This is a genomic window from Nocardiopsis sp. YSL2, from assembly GCF_030555055.1.
GTDB lineage: Bacteria > Actinomycetota > Actinomycetes > Streptosporangiales > Streptosporangiaceae > Nocardiopsis.
In genome coordinates this window covers 4,019,288-4,038,405 of record NZ_JAMOAO010000001.1, presented here as the reverse complement: position 1 = coordinate 4,038,405, position 19,118 = coordinate 4,019,288, and the positions used below count along the sequence as shown (strand labels likewise).

The window sequence follows — 19,118 nt, the reverse complement described above, 5'->3', positions numbered from 1 at the left end:
ATGTCGGCGCTGGCGACCGGCGTCGCCGTGGTCACGGTCGCCGACGGCCGTGACGACGTCGGCGCCACCGTGAGCGCGTTCTCCTCGGTGTCGGCCGACCCGCCCGTGGTCTCGGTCAGCGTCTCCGCCGACGGCTACATGGCCGAGGTGATGGAGGAGGTCGGCGCGTTCGCCGTGAGCGTGCTGGGCGCCGGCCAGCGCGCGCTGGCGGGCCGCTTCTCCGCCGAGGGCCGACCGAGCGCCCGGCTGCTGGTGACAGGGCAGCCGCACCACCGGGGCGAGAACACCCGCGCGATCGTCCTCGACGACGCCCTGGCCGCGCTGGAGTGCTCGGTGCGCCGGCGCGTGGAGGTGGGCGACCACGTCGTCTTCTTCGCCGACGTGACAGGGCTCCCCGAGGTCCGCGGCACCGGCCCGTCCCTCGTCCGCTGGTCAGGCCGCTACCACACACTGGGCTGAGCACCGAGTACCTGGAGGGGGCCCAGCGAGGCCTGGAAGGCCCGGAAGGGCCAAAGGGGCCTGGTGGGTCCGCTCATTCCTCGCGGACCCACCAGGCCTCGGTCTGAAGTGCCCCGAACCCTACCCGAGCCCCTCCTCCTCCAGCCACTCCTGGGCGACGTCGGCGGCGTTCTCGTTGTCCACGACCACGCGCTCGTTGAGCGCGGTGAGCGCCTCGGTCGTCAGCGCGGCCGAGACGGAGTCGAGCGCCTCGCGCGCGGTCTCGTCGACCTGCTCGGAGTGGATCAGCGGCGTGATGTTCTGCGCGCCGAAGAGGTTCTCCGGGTCCTCCAGCACCACGAAGTCCTCCACCGCGATCTGGGGGTCGGTCGTGAACAGGTTCGCGGCCTGGATGTCACCGTCCAGCAGCGCCTGGGTCAACAGCGCGACCTCCAGCGAACGGAACTCCTGGAACTCGACCCCGTAGACCTCCTCCAGGCCCACCACGCCCTGGTGGCGGGTCTCGAACTCCGGCGGCCCGCCCAACACCAGCTCGTCGGCGACCTCGGCCAGGTCCTCGAGGCTGGCCAGGCCGTACTCCTGCGCGGTCTCCCTCGTGACGGTCACCGAGTCCTTGTTCTCGGCGCTGGAGGACTCCAGGATCTCCAGGGAGTCCGGCAGCGCCTCCTCCACCAGCGCGTTGGTCTCCTCGCTGCTGCCGGTGGGCGCGTCCTCGTCGAGGTAGGCCAGGGTCGCGCCGTTGTACTCGGGGAACACCGACAGGTTGCCCGACTCGATCTGGGAGTAGTAGACCTCCCTGCTACCGATGTTGAGCTGGTACTCGACGTCGACGCCCTGCGCCTCCATCGCGCGCCCGTAGATCTCCGCCAGCAGGGTGCTCTCGGGGAAGTCGGCGGAGCCGATGACGACGGTGCCGGCCCCGCCGCCACCGCCCTCCCCGGACTCCTCCTCGTAGGGATCGCTTCCACCGCACGCGCTCAGCATCAGCGCCAGGGGAAGCCCGACGAGGGCGATCCTCTTGTGCATGTCCCAACCTCTCTCTCGTCACCGTCACGGCCTTGGGGCCGGGATCGGCTCGGCTAACGGGCCGACGCGGTCTCGGCACGCAGTCCCGGAGCGACCAGCGCGCGGCGCAGCCCGGCGAACAGGAGCGTGGTGGCCACGGCCAGCAGCACCACGAGGATCGAACCGCCCAGCATCATCGACAGGTCCTGCCGGGCCTGGCCGTCGACGATGTAGCGCCCCAGTCCGCCCACGCCCACGTAGGCGGCGATGGTCGCGGTGGCCACCACCTGCACGGCCGCGGTGCGCATACCGATGAGGACCAGCGGCGTGGCCACCGGCAGCTCCAGCTTGAACAGGACCTCGCGGCCGCGCATCCCCATCCCCAGCGCCGCGTCCCTGAGCCGCGGCTCGACGCCGCGCACGCCCTCGTGGGTGTTGACCAGGATCGGCGGGACCGCGAGCGCCACCAGCGCGCACAGGACCGGCACGAGACCGATCCCGGCCAGCAGCACGATGAGGAAGAGCACCCCGATGGTGGGCAGCGCCCGGGCGAAGTTGGCCAGGCTCGTGGTGAGGAAGCCGCCCACGCCGGTGTGCCCGGTCAGCAGGCCCAGGGGCACGGCGATCACGGTCGCCAGCAGCAGCGCCAGCGCGGAGTAGTACACGTGCTCGGCCAGCCGCGCCGGAATGCCCGCCGGGCCGGCCCACTGGGCGGGGTCGGTGAACCACCGCTCGACGCCGCACAGCACGCCCGTGTCGATCGCGCACAGGATGTCCATGGCTATCCCCTCCCCGCGGCGGCCGTCAGGTCGGCGGCCACGGCCGCGTCCTCGGCCGGCACCGCCGCGGCGGTGCGCCGCCGGCGCCCGTTCGCGCGGACCCCCCGCCCGCCGCGCGCGCCGCCGTCACGGCGCGTCCAGGGCGTGAGCAGGCGCTGGGCGAGCACGAGCACGGCGTCGGTCACCAGTGCCAGCAGCACCGTCAGCACGATGCCCACGACGATGGGCGCGTCGAACTGTCGGCGGAAGCCCTCGCTGAGGATGAGCCGGCCCAGCCCGCCCAGGCCGATCAGCGACGCGACGCTGACCATGCTGATGGTGGCCACCGAGGCCACCCGCAGCCCGGCGATGATCACCGGGACCGCCACGGGCGTCTCCACGAACACCAGGCGGCGCAGCGGGCCGAAGCCCATGGCCACGGCCGCCTGGCGCACGTGCTCGGGCACCTGGCGCAGCCCGTCGACCACGTTGGGCAGCAGGATCACCAGGGTGTACACGGTCAGCGGTACCACCGCCGTCCAGTCACTGAAGCCGGTGTAGGGCAGCATCAGGAAGAACAGCGCGATCGAGGGCACCGCGTACAGGACGTTCACCCCGGTCAGCACCGGCGGGTACAGGCGCTTCCAGCGGACGCACGCCAGTCCGAGCGGCAGGGCCACGAGCAGGCCCAGCAGGATGGGCGCGTAGGCCAGGCGCATGTGCTCCAGCAGACGGGGCAGGATCCCGCGGTCGGGCTCGCCGGGGTAGCTCCAGTTGGCCACGGCCCAGCCGATGACGCCGAGGACCCAGTCCCACGCCGCGTTCACTCCGACACCGACCAGATCGCGGCGCCCAGGTCCTCCTGGGACACGAAGCCCACCACGCACCCGTCCTCGTCCACGCCGACGGCCCGCCCCGCCGGGGAGAGCACGGCCGCGTCCAGGGCGGCGCGCAGGGAGTCCGTGGCGACGTCGAAGGTGTGGCCGTAGGGCGCCAGGTCCAGGCCGCCGAGCACGACCCCGGTGGGCGCCTCGGCCAGCTGCCGGTCGCTCACCCATCCCACAGGCGTACGGTCGCGCGCCACGACCAGGGCCCAGGGCAGGCCGGTCGCCTCCAGCGCCGTGCGGGCGCGCTCGACCCGGTCCTCCTCCTCGAACACGGCGCCGTCGTCCAGCGTCAGATCGCGCGCGGGGAAGAAGGACAGGCGGCGCACGCCGCGGTCGTAGCCGATGAAGGACTCCACGAAGCCGTCGACGGGGGCGGCGAGCAGCCGCTCGGGGGCGTCGTACTGGGCGAGCACTCCGCCCGGCCGGAACACCGCGATGCGGTCGCCCAGGCGCACGGCCTCGTCGATGTCGTGCGTGACGAAGACGATGGTCTTGCGCAGGTCCTTCTGCAGGCGCAGGAGTTCGTCCTGGAGGCTGGCGCGCACGACCGGGTCGACCGCGCTGAAGGGCTCGTCCATGAGCAGGACGGGCGGATCGGCCGCCAGGGCGCGGGCCACGCCCACCCGCTGCTGCTGCCCGCCGGAGAGCTGGTGGGGATAGCGGCGCCCCTGGGAGGGCTCCAGGCCCACGAGTTCCATGAGCTCGGCGGCGCGCGCCCGCGCCCGGCGCCGCCGCCATCCGAGCAGGAGGGGCACGGTGGCGATGTTGTCCAGGACGGTGCGGTGCGGGAAGAGGCCGGCCTGCTGGATGACGTAGCCGATGGAGCGCCGCAGGACCGCCGGGTCCTGCCCGCGGATGTCGTCGCCATCGATGCGCACGGTCCCGGCGGTGGGTTCGACCATGCGGTTGATCATCCGCAGGGAGGTGGTCTTGCCGCTGCCGGAGGGCCCCACGAAGACCGTGGTCCGCCCGGTCTCGACGGTCAGGTCGAGGCCGGCGACGGCGACGGTGCCGTCGGGGTAGTGCTTGGCCGCGCCCTCGAACGTGATCATCGGGGTCGTCTCCATTCGGGGCAGGGGTGCGGGAGGTCCGCCTCTGGGGGCGGTGTGGCGCCCGCAGATCCGCACGTTACCCACGCTTAGGGGGATCAAACGGTCGACACGCCGCTCACCGCGGAGAAGGCGGACAGGTGTTCGTACGCGCCCGGGGCGATCCGGTCAGGGCCGCTCGGCGATCCACGAGGTGAGCTGGTGCAGGTCGTCCAGGACGGCGTCGGCGCGCCCGGCGTCGGGCGCGGCGGCGTGGCGGTAGCCGTACAGGCCGCGCCGCAGCAGGACGGTGCGCATGCCGGCGCGTCCGGCGGGCAGGACGTCGTTGTCGACGCGGTCGCCGACGTAGAGGACCTCGTCGGCGGAGAGGCCGGGCCGCGACCGCGCGGCCAGTTCGAGCGTCCGGTCGAAGAACGCGGAGTCGGGCTTGGCCACGCCCCAGTCGTCGGAGATGCCGATCCCGTCCACGCCGAGCTCCATCGCGGCCAGGACCGGACCGGCCTCGACGGGCTGGTTGCCGGCGATCACCAGGGAGAGCCCGGCCTCGCGCATGGCCTTGAACGCGGGCCGCACGTCGGGGTAGAGGTCGCGCTCGTCGAAGTGCTCGCGCTCGCCGTCGGGGTCGTCGGCCCGCCAGCGCTCGCTCTCGACCGCCAGGTCGAACCCGGGCACGAGCAGGCGGAAGCCGTCGGTCAGGGTCCCGCCGGAGGCGATGACACCGCCGATGGTGCCGAAGAACGCCATGTGCGGGATGCCGAACCTGTCCGCCCAGCGCGCGAAGATCCGCGTCTCGTCGACCAGAGTCTCGCCGACGTCGAACACCACAGTACGAATTGCCACAGTCGCAGAGTCTAGGCCCTGTTCGTCCCTTTCCCTTGCCCGGGTACGGCGGGGCGTCCGGGCGGACGCGCGCCCGGAGCCCGCGACGGGCGGCATCCGCGGAGCACGCCCTAGTGTTCTGATTGGTTATTTCGTTTATGGTTGCAGGATGAGTGCTCCTGGACCGAAGCTGCCCCCGCTGGAGCTGAGCGACCAAGAACGCGCCGAGCTCCAGCGGTGGGTCAGACGACGCAAGACCGCACAGGACCTGGCCCTGCGGGCCCGGATCGTGCTCGCCTGCGCCGAAGGCCTGTCCAACGCCCAGGTCCGCCGCGCGGTAGGAGTATCGGCGCCCACGGTGACCAAGTGGCGCCAGCGCTTCATCGCGCACCGCTTGGACGGCCTGACCGACGAACCCCGGCCCGGACGGCCGCGCACGATCACCGACGCCCAGGTCGAGGCGGTGGTGGCCGCCACCCTGGAGAGCACACCCGCCCCTGACACCCACTGGTCCACGCGCTCCATGGCCCAGCACACAGGCATGACCCAGAACGCGGTGTGGCGCATCTGGAACGCCTTCGGCCTGCAGCCCCACCGGCGGGAACAGTTCAAGATCTCCACCGACCCGTTCTTCATCGACAAGGTCCGCGACGTCGTCGGCCTCTACCTCGACCCGCCCGAACGGGCGGTGGCGCTGTGCGTGGACGAGAAGTCCCAGATCCAGGCGCTCAACCGCACCCAGCCGGTGCTGCCGATGATGCCCGGCACCCCCGAGCGGGCCACCCATGACTACGTGCGTGCCGGGGTGACCAGCCTGTTCGCCGCGCTGGACACCGCCACAGGGCAGGTGATCACTTCGATCCACCGCCGCCACCGCGCCATCGAGTTCAAGAAGTTCCTGGCCAAGATCGACCGCGAGGTCCCCGCGGACCTGCAGGTGCACCTGGTCCTGGACAACTACGCCACGCACAAGACCCCCGAGATCCAAAGGTGGCTACTGCGCCACCCCCGGTTCCACCTGCACTTCATCCCGACCAGTTCCTCCTGGTTGAACCTGGTCGAGCGGTGGTTCGCCGAGATCACCAACCGGCTGATCCGCCGCGGCACCCACCGCAGCGTCCAGGCCCTGGAGAAGGACATCCGCGCCTGGGCCGCGTCCTGGAACGAGAATCCCCGACCCTATGTGTGGACCAAGACCGCAGAGGAGATCCTCGACAGCATCGCCTCATACTGCCAACGCATCAGCAAGTGAACTAACCAATCAGAACACTAGCCGCGCTCGGGTGGGCGGAGGACGGCGAAGGCGTCGGTGACCTCCAGCCCCCGCACGCGGAAGCGGAACAGCGCGGCGGGGCGCCCACCCGAGCGGCCGGAGGGGACCGAGCGGCCGGTCTCCTCGATCTGGCCGCGCCGCAGGAGGACCCGCCGCAGGTTCGTGGCCGCCACGTCGTGCCCGAGGGCCGCCCGGTAGTAGCCCGACAGCTCCGACATCGTGAACTCCGGCGGCGCCAGCGCGAAGCCCACGTTGGTGTAGCTCAGCTTGGAGCGCAGCCGCTGGCGTCCCGAGCGCACGATCGAGGCGTGGTCGAAGGCCATGGGCGGCAGGTCGGCAGCCGCGTGCCAGCCGGTGTCGGCGGGCACCACCGGGTCGATGTGGGCGGGCGCGAGTCCGAGGTAGGCCGTGGCCAGCGTGCGCCGCAGCGGGTGCCGGTCGGGGTCGCTGCGCGTCTCCAACTGCTCCAGGTGGGACAGATCACGCACGTCGACCTTCTGGGCGAGCTGACGTCGGATGGAGGCGCCCAGGCTCTCGTCCGGCCCGAGCCGGCCGCCGGGCAGCGCCCACTCCCCCTCGCACGGGGGCAGGGCCCTTCGCCACAGCAGAACGCACAGCTCACCGGCCCGAATCTGCAGCACCACCGCCAGCGCCTCATGGGCGGACAGCATCGCCCCGCCGGCCGTGGTTCGTGCGGGATCCGCCGCCTGTCCGTTTGCTTCCGGGATATCCACCCTGTCCCTTCCGTTCCCCGCCATGTTATTCTTCACTAGGTTTGTGCCTGACAGACGAAAACCGCTCAACTGCACAGACCGCCCACGGCACGGCGCCAGTACGGCGTGCCCACAGCCTCGAGGAAGTAGTAGGACATGGCACCGGTCACCGCTACCGCGGACACCATGACCAGGCAGGAATGGGCCGCCGAGGTCCGTCGCCTGGCAGACGAGCGCGACGCCGTCATCCTCGCGCACAACTACATGCGCCCGGAAATCCAGGACGTCGCCCACCACACCGGCGACTCCCTCGCGCTGTCCCGCCTCGCCGCGAGCGTCGACGCCGGCACCATTGTCTTCTGCGGCGTGCACTTCATGGCCGAGACCGCGAAGATCCTCGCTCCGGAGAAGACCGTCCTGCTGCCCGACGTCAACGCCGGGTGCTCGCTCGCCGACACCATCACCGCCGAGGACGTGCGCGCCTGGAAGGCCGAGCACCCCGGCGCGGTCGTCGTCGCCTACGTCAACACCACCGCGGCGGTCAAGGCCGAGACCGACATCTGCTGCACCTCGTCCAACGCCGCCGACGTCATCCGCTCCATCCCCGAGGACCGCGAGATCCTCTTCCTCCCGGACCAGTTCCTGGGCGCCCACGTCAAGCGGGTCACCGGCCGGGAGAACATCCACATCTGGATGGGCGAGTGCCACGTGCACGCGGGCATCGACGGCCACACCCTGCGCGAGCGCGTGGCGGCCGAGCCCGACGCCGAGGTCTACGTCCACCCCGAGTGCGGCTGCGCCACCTCGGCCCTCTACCTCGTGGGCAGCGGCGCGGTGCCCCAGGACCGCGTCAAGGTCCTGTCCACCGGCGGCATGCTCACCGCGGCGGAGAACACCACGGCCTCCAAGGTCCTCATCGCGACCGAGACCGGCATGCTGCACCAGCTGCGCAACGCCAACTCCACCACGACCTTCGAGGCGGTCAACTCGCGCGCCGAGTGCCACTACATGAAGATGATCAACGCCGACAACCTGCTCGACTCGCTGCGCCACGGCACGACCGAGATCACGGTCGACGAGCTCACCGCCGAGCGCGCCCGCCGGTCGGTCGAGCGCATGGTCGCGATCGGTTCGCCCTCCCGGGGCGGCGAGTAGCGGGGCAACCGCCCTGGTCAACGCGGCCCACAGGGGTGTTTCGGGGCCGCGCGGACGGGATTCGGGTTACAGAAGGCTTACCTTCAAGCCACAGCTCGCCATTTCACCCACGTCGCACGCTTCCCCCCGCTACCTTCACGGAAGGAAGCGGGGGAGAAACGTGACCAGAGTTAACGAATCCGACGAACCGGCGGAAGTCGAGGCGCTCTACGACGCCTTCGCACCCGCGCTGTACCGGTACGCCTGGTCACTGCTGGGCGGCGGCGCCGACCCCGCGCGCGCCACCGCGCCCCTCCACGCCGGGTCCGCGCCACAGGACACCGGCGACCCGGTCGCCGAAGCCGTCCACGACGCCCTGGTCGCGGGCGTGGTCCTGGAGCGCGAACGCACCGACCCCGCCGACCGCGGCCCCTGGCTCTACGCACTGACCCGCTCCGCCTGCCAGCGGCGCGGCTTCGCGCACACCTGCCCCTACACCCGTCTGGCCACCGTGCCCGCCGAGGCGCCCGTCGCCCGCATGTTCTCCCGGCTGCCCGCCAGCCACCGCGAACTGGTCGAACTCAACCTGCGCCACGCCCTGTCCAACGGCGCCGTCGCCCGCGTGCTGGGCCTGGACGACCAGATCTGCGGCGAGCTCTCCCGGTCGGCGATCCGCCGCGCCGCCGAGGGTCTGGAGGGCATCGACCCGCACCAGCGCCCCCTGGCCCTGGGCGAGGAGGACCCCGCCACCACCGGATGGCGCACCAAGGTCCACCAGGTCTCCTCCGCCCTGTCCCTGCTGCGCCCGCCCGGCCCGCCGCCCGCACTGCGCGCCCAGATCGTGCTCACCAGCACCGACCCCGCGCTGGCCGAGGAGCGCGACCGGATCGCCGCGACCATGCACCCGCTCACCAGCGACGGCTACCCACTGCACCGCTCACGCCTGACCAGGCCGGTGGAGGAGGAGGCCGCCGCGCCCGCCGAGCCCGTCGTCGAACCTCTGCCGCGCGCCCTGCCCGGGGACCGTCTCACCACCCGCGACCACCCCGTGCGCACCGAGACCGTCACCCGGCTCGCCGGCCCCGACGACTCCGCGCACGGCACCGACGAGGAGGGGACGACCCGCCGCAGGTGGCCGCTCCCCGCCGTCTCGGGCGTGGCGACGGTCGTCATGGCGGTCGCCCTGTGGTCGTGGGCCAGCGCCGTCGGCGGGCCCACCGCCGTGATCGGAACCGGCCCGGCCGACACCCGGCCGAGCCCGTCGACGGAGGTGGAAGCCGTCTCGACGGCCTCGGACGGCAAACCGGCCGCCGGCCCCGTCGACCGGACCACCCAGGCACCCGGCACGGTCACGACCCAGGACACCGCCGATCAGGCGCCCACGGAGGGCGCGAGCGACCCGTCGCCGTCCGCGCAGGAGGAGCCCCGGGCACCCGAGCGGGACGGTGAGCAGGGCGGATCGACGGAACCGACCGCCCCGGCAACCCCCAGCGAGTCGCCCTCGGACGAGCCGCCCGAAGGCGCCGGGGACGGGGCGGGCGAAGGAGACGAGGGCGAGATCCCCTCGGACGACCCGGGCGGCGGCCTGCTGACCGGGCTGTGGGAGTTCCTCGCGGGCGGTGGCTGACGCCCGGGGATCCGGGGTCCGGACGGGACCCGCGTCAGAAGGAGGCGAGCAGGCGTTCGGCGGCCGCGTGCAGGCGGCGCTCCACCTCGTCGACGTCGCGGCGCCCCTTGAGGATCTCCACCAGCTCGAAGATCCACACGCTCGTCAGTGAACTCACCAGTACGTAGCCGGTGCTCTCGCGGTCGACCCCGCCCTCGGCGACGGCGCCGGACTCCCCGTCACCCTCGTTCCCGGCCGCCTCAGCATCCTCCAGGGACCCGGTGGCCACCCGCCACACGAGGTCGGAGATGCGCACGTCGAGCTCCATCTTGACCTCGGCCATGATGAGCGAGCGGACCAGCGCGTCGGCGAGTTCGGGCTCACGCATCAGCCCCCGGGTGGCGCGCAGGAAGACGTCGACGGCGCGGCCCGCGGGGGTGTCGGCGGTGGGCGGACGGCGGACGATCCCGCCCTCCAACAGGTCGAGCTCCTCGGTGACCACGGCCACCACGAGGTCCATCTTGGAGGGGAAGTACCGGTAGAGGGTGCCCAGGGCGACCCCCGCGCGCTCGGCGACCGAACGCATCTGCATGGCCTCCACACCGCCGCGTACGGCCAGCGCCGCCGCCGTCTGGACGATGCGCTTGCGGCGCTGGGTCTGAGTTCGCGACATCGCTCCACTCGGTGATGCGTGCACCGCCACAGGATCTCTCCCCTTCGTCGTCGCCCCGGGCACCGCCAACCCGGCCCGGACGATCCACCAGCTGTCGTGGCCGACGCCCTGGGAGGAACACCAGCCTGATGAGAACACGTTATCCAACGCATTCCCTCTGGTGCAGCCGTTGGAACCCATGACGCGCGCCTCATTGCCCGACGTAGCAGTAACAATACGAAGCTTCGCCCCGGAGTTTCGGGTCACCCTGGAAGGCTTTGTAGAATATGTTCTAATTGTGCGGGATCAGGTGACTTGCCCACTCGTCGCCGGCCCTCGCCCCCCGTGCCCCGGGAGTGCTCCAGCACCCCGACACCGGGACCGCGAACGGCGCACGCCTAGTATCGAACCAGATTCGGTTTCTAGTGGAGAGGGTGCCCCCCGCATGCCTGACGTTCCCCCGGTCGAGGATATCGGCGACGGCGTGTGGAGCCTGCCGGTCCCCATCCCCGGCAACCCCCTCGGCTTCACCTACGTCTACCTGCTCACCGGCCCCGAGGGCCCCGTCCTCGTCGACACCGGCTGGAACCACGACGAGTCCTGGGACGCCCTCGTCGAGGGCGTCAAACAGACCGGCCACACCATGGACCAGATCCGCGGGGCCGTCCTCACCCACTTCCACCCCGACCACACCGGGCTCGTCGGACGGCTGCGCGAACACTCCGACGCCTGGACCGCCATGCACCCGGCCGACATCGCCGTCATCGAACGCCTGGCCTCGGCCGACGAGGCCGAACGCGCCGACTCCATCGCCGACCAGCTCCTCCGAGCCGGCTTCCCCGCCGAGGACCTCGACGCCTTCCGCGCCGACCCCCACGTCCTCGCCCCACCCGCCGTCCCCGACCGCGTCCTGGCCGACGGCGCCACCGTCGACCTGCCCGGCCGCGACCTGCGCGCGGTGTGGACACCGGGCCACACCCCCGGCCACCTGTGCCTGCACCTGCCCGAGGACCGGCTCCTCTTCACCGGCGACCACGTCCTGCCGCGCATCACACCCCACGTGGGCCAGTTCCCCCTCCACTCCCCCGACGGCGACCCGCTGGGCGACTTCCTGCGCGCCCAGGAACAGGTGGGCCGCCTGCCCGACGCCGACCGCCTCCTGTGCCTTCCCGCACACGAGACCCGCTTCCGCGGCACCGCCGCACGCGCGGCCGAGATCACCGCCCACCACGAGGAGCGCCTCGACCAGATCGCCGCCCTGCTCGACGACGGCCCCGCCACCCTGTGGGAGCTCACCACCCGGCTGCCCTGGCGGCGCCCGTGGGCCGACATGCGATTGCTGGCGCGCCACATGGCCGCCTCCGAGACCGCCGCCCACCTCCGCACGCTGGAGGAGCGGCGCCGCGCCCTCCGCACCGACACGGAACCCTGCGCCGCGACCCACCCGACCTCGCCGCCCACCGGTGCACAGGTACCGCGCTGGGGCGCCGTCCACCCGCCCGGGCTCCCCGCATAGGATCCGTGTACCAACCAGCCCGGCGCCGACCCGGACATGACTGCCGAGTAACATATGGGGCGCCCACGCCTGTTCAACGGCGAACACGCGCACTCGCGCCGGCGGTGACGACCACCCCGCCGACGCTCCCGCGACGCACGGCGGCGACCGGGCCCGCGACCCAACGAAGAGGTGGACTCTTGACCCAGTCGGGCCACAGCACGGGACCGACCCCCCGGCCTGCCGACGACCGCCCCCTGCGCGTCGCCCTGCTCTCCTACCGGAGCAAGGAGCACTGCGGCGGGCAGGGCGTCTACGTCCGCCACCTCTCCCGTGAACTGGCCGCGCTCGGCCACCAGGTCACCGTCTTCTCCGGCCAGCCCTACCCCGTCCTCGACGAGGGCGTGACCCTGGAGAAGGTCCCCTCCCTGGACCTCTACAACGACGCCGACCCCTTCACCACCCCGCCCCTGCGCGAGTGGCGCGACTGGATCGACGTCCTGGAGGTCGCCACCATGTGGACCGCCGGCTTCCCCGAACCCCTCACCTTCTCGCTGCGCGCCAACCGCGAGCTGCGCCGACGCCTGGCCGACTTCGACGTCGTCCACGACAACCAGACCCTCGGCTGGGGCCTGCTCGGCATCCGGTCCGCCGGCCTGCCGCTGGTCACCACCATCCACCACCCCATCAGCGTGGACCGCCGCATCGAACTCGACGAGGCCCGCGGCCTGCAGAAGCTCTCCAAGCGCCGCTGGTACGGGTTCGTGTCCATGCAGGCCAAGGTCGCCCGCAGACTCGACCCGATCCTGGTCCCCTCCCGTTCCTCCGCCGACGACATCGCCCGCGAGTTCGGCGTCGACCCCGCCACCATGGAGGTCACCCCCCTCGGCGTCGACACCCGCTACTTCCACCCGCGCCCCGAGGTCGAACGCGTCCCCGGCCGCATCGTGTGCACCGCCAGCGCGGACAGCCCCCTCAAGGGCGTGGGGACACTCCTGCGCGCCGCCGCCAAACTCGCCACCGAACGCGAGGTCTCGCTGACCATCGTCAGCCGACCCAAACCGGGCGGCCCCACCGACCGGCTGGTGGACGAACTCGGCCTGCGCGACCGCGTCGAGTTCGTCAGCGGCATCGACGACACCGCCCTGGCCACCCTCATCGCCTCCGCCCAGGTCGCGGTCGTCCCCTCCTTCTACGAGGGCTTCTCCCTACCCGCCGTGGAGGCGATGGCCTGCGCGACCCCGCTGGTCGCCAGCCACGCCGGAGCCCTGCCCGAGGTCGTCGGCACCGACGGCGACGCCGGGCGCCTGGTCCCCCCGGGCGACCCCGACGCCCTGGCCGGGGTGCTCGGCGCGCTCATGGACGACGACCGCGAGCGCGCCCGCATGGGCGCCGCCGCCTGGCGGCGCGTCCAGGAACGCTTCACCTGGAGCGCCGTCGCCGAACTCACCGCCCAGCGCTACACCAGCACCATCGCCGCCGCCACCGGCCGCCGACCGGTCGACGGCGACGCCCGGCCCGCCTCCGTGCGGGCCCGCGCGAACGGCGCCTGACCCCGGCGGGCCGCCCAGCACGTCCCGCACCATCCACGAGGAGCCTCCACTGATCACCGTCGACTTCAACCTGTTCCCCGTCGGCCCGGGCCGGCGCGTGCTCGACCTGGGATGCGGCGGTGGCCGCCACGCCTTCGAGATCTACCGCCGCGGCGCCGACGTCGTCGCCTTCGACCAGAACGTCGGCGACCTCGCCGAGGTCGACACCATGTTCGCGGCCATGCGCGCCGAGGGCGAGGCCCCCGAGGGCGCGACCGCCGAGACCGTCAAGGGCGACGCCCTGGACCTGCCCTTCGACGACGCGAGCTTCGACCGCGTCGTGGCCGCCGAGATCTTCGAGCACCTGCCGCACGACACGGCCGCGATGCGGGAACTCTTCCGGGTGCTCGAACCGGGCGGCATCGCGGCGGTGACGGTACCGAGCTTCCTGCCCGAGCGCCTGTGCTGGGCGCTCTCGGAGCAGTACCACACCAACGAGGGCGGACACATCCGCATCTACACGCGCGCCGAACTGGAGGCCAAGCTCAAGGCCACCGGGTTCGAGATCGGCCCGCACCACCACGCGCACGCCCTGCACGCTCCGTACTGGTGGATCAAGTGCGCGGTGGGCACCGACAACGACGACCACCCGCTGGCCCGGGCCTACCACCGGATGCTGGTGTGGGACATGCTCCAGGCCCCGAAGGTCACCCGCGTGGCCGAGCGACTGCTCAACCCGGTGATCGGCAAGAGCGTCGTGGTGTACGTGCGCAAGCCGCGTACCGCAGCCTGATGGGGGCCGCCCCCGCCGTCGAGGCGCTGCGCCTGCCGGGAATGCTCAGCGCCGAGGAGCTCCTCCGGTCCGCCGACTACCTGGTGCGCAGCCAGGAGCCCGACGGCGCGCTCCCGTGGTTCCCGGGCGGACACACCGACGTGTGGGACCACGTCGAGTGCGCCATGGCCCTGACCGTGACCGGGACGACCGTGCCCGAGCACGCCGAGGCCGCCCGCCGCGCCTACCGGTGGTTGGAGCGGGCCCGGCACCCGGGCGGCGGCTGGCCGGCCAAGTTCCGCCAGGGCACGGCCGTGACCGGGCTGCGCGAGGCCAACCACGCCGCCTACCCCGCGGTCGGCCTGTTCCACCACCTGCTCACCACCGGTGACACCGCGTTCGCCGCACGGATGTGGCCCGTGGTGGACAGCGGCCTGGAGTTCGTCCTGGCGCTGCGCGGAGAGCACGGCGAGATCCTGTGGGCGCGCGACGAGAACGGCTCCGCGGGCGACCACGCCCTGCTCACGGTGTGCGCGAGCGTGCACCACGCCCTGCGCTGCGGTGCGGCGCTCGGCGCCCGGCTCGGCCACGACCGCCCCGAGTGGACGGCCGCCGCCGACACACTGGCCGTGCTCATCAACGACCACGAGGACCTGTTCGCCGACCGCGCCCGCTTCTCGATGGACTGGTTCTATCCGATCCTGGGCGGCGCCGTGCGCGGCGTGGCCGCCAAGGAGCGCATCCAGGACCGCTGGGACCGGTTCGTCGTGTCGGGTCTGGGCGTGCGCTGCGTGAGCGACGAGCCCTGGGTCACCGCGGCCGAGTCCTCGGAACTGGTCCTGGCCCTGGCCGCCATGGGCGAGCACGAGACGGCGGTCCGGATCCTGCGGAACGTGCAGCACCTGCGGGACGCCGACGACGGCGTCTACTGGACGGGCTACCAGTTCGCCGAACAGGTGCGCTGGCCCGTCGAGCGGAGCACCTGGACGTCGGCCGCGGTGATCCTGGCGGTGGACGCCCTCACACGCACCACGGAGGGCTCCCGGGTGTTCCTGCACACCTGGGACGACGACCCGCGGGAGTAGTCGGCCGCCGGCCAGGGGACGACACCGACGCCCCCGCCCCGCCGGAAGGCGGTGGCGGGGGCGTCGGTGTCGGGGCGGCATCGCCGCCCGCTACTCCTCTTCCTCACGCGGCGGCGGGAAGATCGTCCCGCCGTCGCCGGGCTCACCCGTGCCCGGATCCTCGGTTCCCCCATCACCGGGGCCCGGGTCCGGCGGGACCGGTTCGACCGGCACCTCCGGCTCGGGCTCCACCGGGACTTCCGGCTCGGGCTCCACGGGCGGCTCCGGCACGTCGTCGTCCTCCACCGGCGCGTCCGGGGCTTCCGTGGACACGTCCGGCGCCCAGTTCTGGTCCGTGCCGACGTGGGCCGGACCGGGGAAGGAGGCCGGTTCGAGATCCGCCACCACCGCCGACATGTAGGCCTTCCAGATCTTGGAGGGAAGACCGACACTGGAGATGTTCTGCCCCGGGATGGTGAAGCTGCGGTTGTTGTCGCTGTACACACCGACGGACGTCGACAGCTGCGGCGTGAACCCCACGAACCAGGCCGCGGCCGTTCCGCCGCCCAGCTCGTCCCTGACGGTTCCCGTCTTGCCCGCGGTGGGGTGGTTCGGGTCCCACAGGTTCGCGTTCCGGCCGGTGCCGCTGTTGGCGACGCCCTCCAGGGCGTAGGTGAGGTCGGCGGCGACGTCCTCGGAGAAGGCCCGGTTGCTCTCCACCTCCGGGCGCTCGTCCTCACCCTCGGAGTTGACGATCTCCCGGACCACGTGCGCCTCGACGTGCGTGCCGCCGTTGGCGAAGGTCGCGTATCCGCTCGCCTGGTCGACCGGCCGGACGCTGTTCGCTCCCAGGGGCATGACCGGGACGAGCTGGTTGTCCTTGATGCTGCCGTCGGGCAGGCCCGCGTCGTAGGCGGTCTCCCGGATCTCCTCGAAGCCCACCCGCTGGGCGAGCTCGATGTATCCGAGGTTGTTGGAGACCTGGGTCGCCTGGCTGAGCGTCATGACGCCGCCCGGCGCGTTGCCCGCGTTCTGGATGGACTGGCCGTTGATGGTCTGCGGGCCGCGCCCGTCCACGGTGGTGTTGAGGCCGATGCCCTGCTTCAGCGCGGTGGCCAGAACGTAGGGCTTGAACGCCGATCCGGCCTGCGCCGAACCGAGGAACGAACTGTCGTACTGGTTGTCGTCGTAGTCGTGTCCACCGAAGAAGGCGAGCACCTCACCGGTCGCCGGATCGACGGTGCTCACACCGATGTTGATGCCCTCGGGCAGGTCCTCCTCCGACACGATCCCGGAGACCGCGTCGTAGGCGGCGTCCATCATGCCCTTGTCGAACGTGGTGACGATCTTGTAGCCCTGCCGGTTGATCATGTCCTCGGTGTAGCCGAGCCGGTCGAGCTCGCTCATCGCCTCCTGGAGCATGTATCCCCGGTACCCGCTCAGGTCCATCCCCGGAGTGGCGCGCTCGACCTCAGGAGTCGGGAACTCCATCTCGTCGGCCTCGGCCTGGCTGATGCTGCCGGTGGTGACCATGCCGTCGACGACGTACTGCCAGCGCTGCTCCATCTCGGGCGTGGTCTCCACGTCCGCCGAGCCGAAGTGGCTGGGCTGCTGGATCGCGGCCGCCAGGAAGGCGGACTCACCCCGCGTGAGGTCCTGGACGTCCTTGTGGTAATACGCCTCCGCGGCGGCCTGCACACCGTACGCCTGGCGACCGAAGTAGATGGTGTTGAGGTACTGCTCCATCACCCACTCCTTCGTCTCGCTCTGGTCGATCTTGATGGCGATGATGATCTCTTGGATCTTCCGGCCGACCGTCTGCTCGCGCGAGACGCCCTCGTAGTAGTTGCGGACCATCTGCTGGGTCACGGTGGACCCGCCCTGGACCTGCTGGCCGGTGATGGTGGACCACACGGCACGGGTGGTGCCGCGCACCGAGACACCGGGCTCCGTCCAGAAGCCGCGGTCCTCGGCGGAGATGACCGCGTCGACGATGTGGTCGCCGCCCTCGGTCATCTCGTCGTAGGAGATGATCTCGCGGTTGTCACCGCGCTCGGCGAAGGCGGTCTCACCGTCGGAGTAGTAGAAGGTCGAGCTCTCCGTGAGCGCGTCGGCCTTGGCCGCGTCGGGCACCTCGATCGTGCTGTAGAGGTAGGCGAAGACCGCGCAGCCGGCGATGACGCCCAGGCCCGTGACGATGAGGACCACGCGCAGGATCCGCCACCACAGCGCCTTCTTGGCCTTGCCCTTCCGGCTCTTGGCGCCCTTGGGACCTCCCGGACCCGTCGGACCTCCCGGACCGCCGGGACCCTTGGTGCCGCCCGGCCCGGTGGGCCCACCGGGCCCGTCGGGCGGGACCCCGGCCCCGGCCGCCCCTGAGGCGGCCGAAGCGGGTGTCCCGGAGGCAGCGTGTCCTTCGGGGGAACTGTGTCCGCCGGAGGCGCTCGAGGCACCGGGGCCGGTGGAGTCCGCGGCGTCGGGGGCGTCCGGGGTGCGCGGCGTGTCCGCGGTGCCGGGCGCCCCGGAGGCGCCCGAGTACGAGGCCGCGCCCACGACGCCGGGCAGACCCGCGGCACCGGCCGCACCGGCCGCCGAGGCGGGTCCCATGGCGTCCGTGGCGTCCGTGGCTGCTCCGGCCCCGGGGCCGGACTCCGAGGACGTCTCCGCGCGGTTCGGGACCTCGGGCGGAGTCGAGGGGTACTCCGAGAGCCGTCGGGGCTCAGGCCACAGCGAGGGCTCCGCGTTCTCCGGGGCGGCGCTGGAGGACGGTGCGCCCTCGGCGGGTGTGGCGGACGCGCCGCGTCCGCTCACCTGCTCCCCCGCGTCAGCGGCGGATCCTGTCTCGGCCGCCGTCTCGGGCTCGTCGTGAGCCGGAACCGCCTCGGTCGCGTCGGGGAACGCCGGGGCGACGGCGGTCGGCGCGGTGTCGGACGGTTCAGGGTCTGACGGTTCAGGGTCTGACGGTTCGGAGCCGGACGGCCCCGCATCGGCCTTCTCCTCGACGGGAGCCGGCTTGGAGAACCAGTCGTTGCCGGGAGGGGTGGGTTCCGGCGCCGCGGGAGCGGTCGTCTGCACCGAAGCGTCCCGCCCAGCCGGCGCGGACGCCGAAGTGTCCGGCGCAGCCGGTCCGGCCGTGTCGTCCTCACCGGCCGTGCCCGCCCCGATGACGGGAATCTGCTCCGTGGCGGGTTCGGTATCGGCGTCGCGGGCGGCGTCACCGGAATCGGGCACGGCCGTGGAGGAGGGGGCGCCTCCGGACTCGTCCGTGTCGTCGGGCTCCCGCGCCGATTCGGTGTCCGAAACGGCCTCCGGGTCGGCGTCGGCCCCGGTGTCGGTCCCGGCCTCACCGTGGGCATCGGCGTCGAATCCCTGCTCGGCAAGACTGCGAGCGACCCGCTCCCGGAAGAACGAACCGCTGGTCTTGAAGGTGATCGGGCTGACGAACTCGGGCTCCGGCGGCTCGGGCCGGTCATCCGCGGAGTCGTCGGAGTCCGCTCGCGCGGATCGTTCCTCCTCGGCGGGGGACGCCCCGGCCTCAGGAGTGTGCTCTGCGGACAGTGCCTCAGCAGAGGTGTCTCTCGTCTCCGGCGTGTGCTCCTCGGGACGCTGTCCGTCCGTCCCGTCCGCGCCGTGTGTGCTCTCGCTCAGCTCCCCGCCCCCATGGCAAATCACGTCCGGCACCGTGCCGTCCTGATGTTTGACGCGCGGGTACCCCGGATCGGTTCAGTTCGAGTGTGGGCTGAAGCGGTATTTCGGGGATTTCGCCAACGTCGCTTCACCCTCGTCGCCACGATACCCGCCCGTAACCCTCACGAGGCCGAGTCCATAACCACACAGCCACTTCTTACCGAAGGCTTACCCTGCGTCAGAGTGTATTGCCCTGGGGCTGGTGTTCAGGGG

Annotated in this window: 16 protein-coding genes; 8 read left to right on the top strand and 8 right to left on the bottom strand. The window is 72.1% G+C overall.

What is annotated here, in order from left to right:
- Complete coding sequence (locus M1P99_RS17925) at window positions 1-459, top strand: flavin reductase family protein (protein WP_304455742.1); 459 nt, start codon at window positions 1-3, stop codon at window positions 457-459.
- 120 nt (window positions 460-579) lie between these two features.
- Here the strand turns inward: M1P99_RS17925 and M1P99_RS17920 are convergent, their stop codons facing one another.
- The 5 genes from M1P99_RS17920 to M1P99_RS17900 form a co-directional block, all read right to left on the bottom strand.
- Entirely contained in the window at window positions 580-1,485 is a 906-nt protein-coding gene (locus M1P99_RS17920; RefSeq protein ID WP_304453749.1) for an ABC transporter substrate-binding protein, read from the bottom strand.
- A 53-nt stretch (window positions 1,486-1,538) separates the two neighbouring features.
- Window positions 1,539-2,243, bottom strand: a complete 705-nt coding sequence (locus M1P99_RS17915) for an ABC transporter permease (RefSeq protein WP_304453748.1) — start codon at window positions 2,241-2,243, stop codon at window positions 1,539-1,541.
- Window positions 2,244-2,245: 2 nt separating this feature from the next.
- Window positions 2,246-3,049, bottom strand: coding sequence for an ABC transporter permease (locus M1P99_RS17910; protein ID WP_304453747.1), 804 nt, complete (start codon window positions 3,047-3,049; stop codon window positions 2,246-2,248).
- Window positions 3,046-4,161, bottom strand: coding sequence for an ABC transporter ATP-binding protein (locus M1P99_RS17905; protein WP_304453746.1), 1,116 nt, complete (start codon window positions 4,159-4,161; stop codon window positions 3,046-3,048). The genes M1P99_RS17910 and M1P99_RS17905 overlap by 4 nt, the downstream gene beginning before the upstream one ends.
- A 165-nt stretch (window positions 4,162-4,326) precedes the next feature.
- Entirely contained in the window at window positions 4,327-4,998 is a 672-nt protein-coding gene (locus M1P99_RS17900) for an HAD family hydrolase (RefSeq protein WP_304453745.1), read from the bottom strand.
- Window positions 4,999-5,146: 148 nt separating this feature from the next.
- Here M1P99_RS17900 and M1P99_RS17895 point away from each other — a divergent pair, with 148 nt between their 5' ends.
- Entirely contained in the window at window positions 5,147-6,229 is a 1,083-nt protein-coding gene (locus tag M1P99_RS17895; RefSeq protein WP_304453744.1) for an IS630 family transposase, read from the top strand.
- Window positions 6,230-6,246: 17 nt separating this feature from the next.
- Here the strand turns inward: M1P99_RS17895 and M1P99_RS17890 are convergent, their stop codons facing one another.
- Window positions 6,247-6,921 (bottom strand): NUDIX domain-containing protein, encoded by a 675-nt coding sequence (locus M1P99_RS17890; RefSeq protein ID WP_304453743.1) that lies wholly within the window; start codon window positions 6,919-6,921, stop codon window positions 6,247-6,249.
- Between the two features lie 198 nt (window positions 6,922-7,119).
- Here M1P99_RS17890 and nadA point away from each other — a divergent pair, with 198 nt between their 5' ends.
- Window positions 7,120-8,118: a quinolinate synthase NadA gene (nadA, locus tag M1P99_RS17885; protein ID WP_304453742.1), complete on the top strand. Its 999-nt coding sequence runs from the start codon at window positions 7,120-7,122 to the stop codon at window positions 8,116-8,118.
- A gap of 160 nt (window positions 8,119-8,278) precedes the next feature.
- On the top strand, window positions 8,279-9,724 hold the full coding sequence (locus M1P99_RS17880; RefSeq protein WP_304453741.1) for a sigma-70 family RNA polymerase sigma factor: 1,446 nt from the start codon (window positions 8,279-8,281) through the stop codon (window positions 9,722-9,724).
- A gap of 34 nt (window positions 9,725-9,758) precedes the next feature.
- Here M1P99_RS17880 and M1P99_RS17875 read toward each other — a convergent pair whose 3' ends face one another.
- Window positions 9,759-10,406 (bottom strand): TetR family transcriptional regulator, encoded by a 648-nt coding sequence (locus M1P99_RS17875; RefSeq protein ID WP_304453740.1) that lies wholly within the window; start codon window positions 10,404-10,406, stop codon window positions 9,759-9,761.
- Between the two features lie 394 nt (window positions 10,407-10,800).
- Between M1P99_RS17875 and M1P99_RS17870 the strand changes: the two genes are divergently transcribed.
- From M1P99_RS17870 to M1P99_RS17855, 4 genes are all read left to right on the top strand, one after another.
- Entirely contained in the window at window positions 10,801-11,871 is a 1,071-nt protein-coding gene (locus M1P99_RS17870; protein ID WP_304453739.1) for an MBL fold metallo-hydrolase, read from the top strand.
- 179 nt (window positions 11,872-12,050) lie between these two features.
- A complete protein-coding gene (locus M1P99_RS17865; protein ID WP_304453738.1) occupies window positions 12,051-13,403 on the top strand; it encodes a glycosyltransferase family 4 protein in 1,353 nt (450 codons plus the stop codon).
- A 106-nt stretch (window positions 13,404-13,509) separates the two neighbouring features.
- Complete coding sequence (locus M1P99_RS17860) at window positions 13,510-14,175, top strand: class I SAM-dependent methyltransferase (RefSeq protein WP_304455741.1); 666 nt, start codon at window positions 13,510-13,512, stop codon at window positions 14,173-14,175.
- Entirely contained in the window at window positions 14,175-15,239 is a 1,065-nt protein-coding gene (locus M1P99_RS17855) for a prenyltransferase (protein ID WP_304453737.1), read from the top strand. The genes M1P99_RS17860 and M1P99_RS17855 overlap by 1 nt, the downstream gene beginning before the upstream one ends.
- A gap of 90 nt (window positions 15,240-15,329) precedes the next feature.
- On the opposite strand, the gene M1P99_RS17850 is transcribed toward M1P99_RS17855, so the two are convergent.
- Window positions 15,330-18,899, bottom strand: a complete 3,570-nt coding sequence (locus M1P99_RS17850) for a transglycosylase domain-containing protein (RefSeq protein ID WP_304453736.1) — start codon at window positions 18,897-18,899, stop codon at window positions 15,330-15,332.
- Between the last annotated feature and the right edge of the window lie 219 nt (window positions 18,900-19,118).

Excerpts from the sequence above, each read along its gene's own strand:
- nadA (WP_304453742.1), top strand. The coding sequence starts at position 7,120 with ATGGCACCGGTCACCGCTACCGCGGACACCATGACCAGGCAGGAATGG.
- M1P99_RS17925 (WP_304455742.1), top strand. The coding sequence starts at position 1 with ATGTCGGCGCTGGCGACCGGCGTCGCCGTGGTCACGGTCGCCGACGGC.
- M1P99_RS17890 (WP_304453743.1), bottom strand. The coding sequence starts at position 6,921 with ATGCTGTCCGCCCATGAGGCGCTGGCGGTGGTGCTGCAGATTCGGGCC.
- M1P99_RS17870 (WP_304453739.1), top strand. The coding sequence starts at position 10,801 with ATGCCTGACGTTCCCCCGGTCGAGGATATCGGCGACGGCGTGTGGAGC.
- M1P99_RS17920 (WP_304453749.1), bottom strand. The coding sequence starts at position 1,485 with ATGCACAAGAGGATCGCCCTCGTCGGGCTTCCCCTGGCGCTGATGCTG.
- M1P99_RS17855 (WP_304453737.1), top strand. The coding sequence starts at position 14,175 with ATGGGGGCCGCCCCCGCCGTCGAGGCGCTGCGCCTGCCGGGAATGCTC.
- M1P99_RS17915 (WP_304453748.1), bottom strand. The coding sequence starts at position 2,243 with ATGGACATCCTGTGCGCGATCGACACGGGCGTGCTGTGCGGCGTCGAG.
- M1P99_RS17905 (WP_304453746.1), bottom strand. The coding sequence starts at position 4,161 with ATGATCACGTTCGAGGGCGCGGCCAAGCACTACCCCGACGGCACCGTC.
- M1P99_RS17895 (WP_304453744.1), top strand. The coding sequence starts at position 5,147 with ATGAGTGCTCCTGGACCGAAGCTGCCCCCGCTGGAGCTGAGCGACCAA.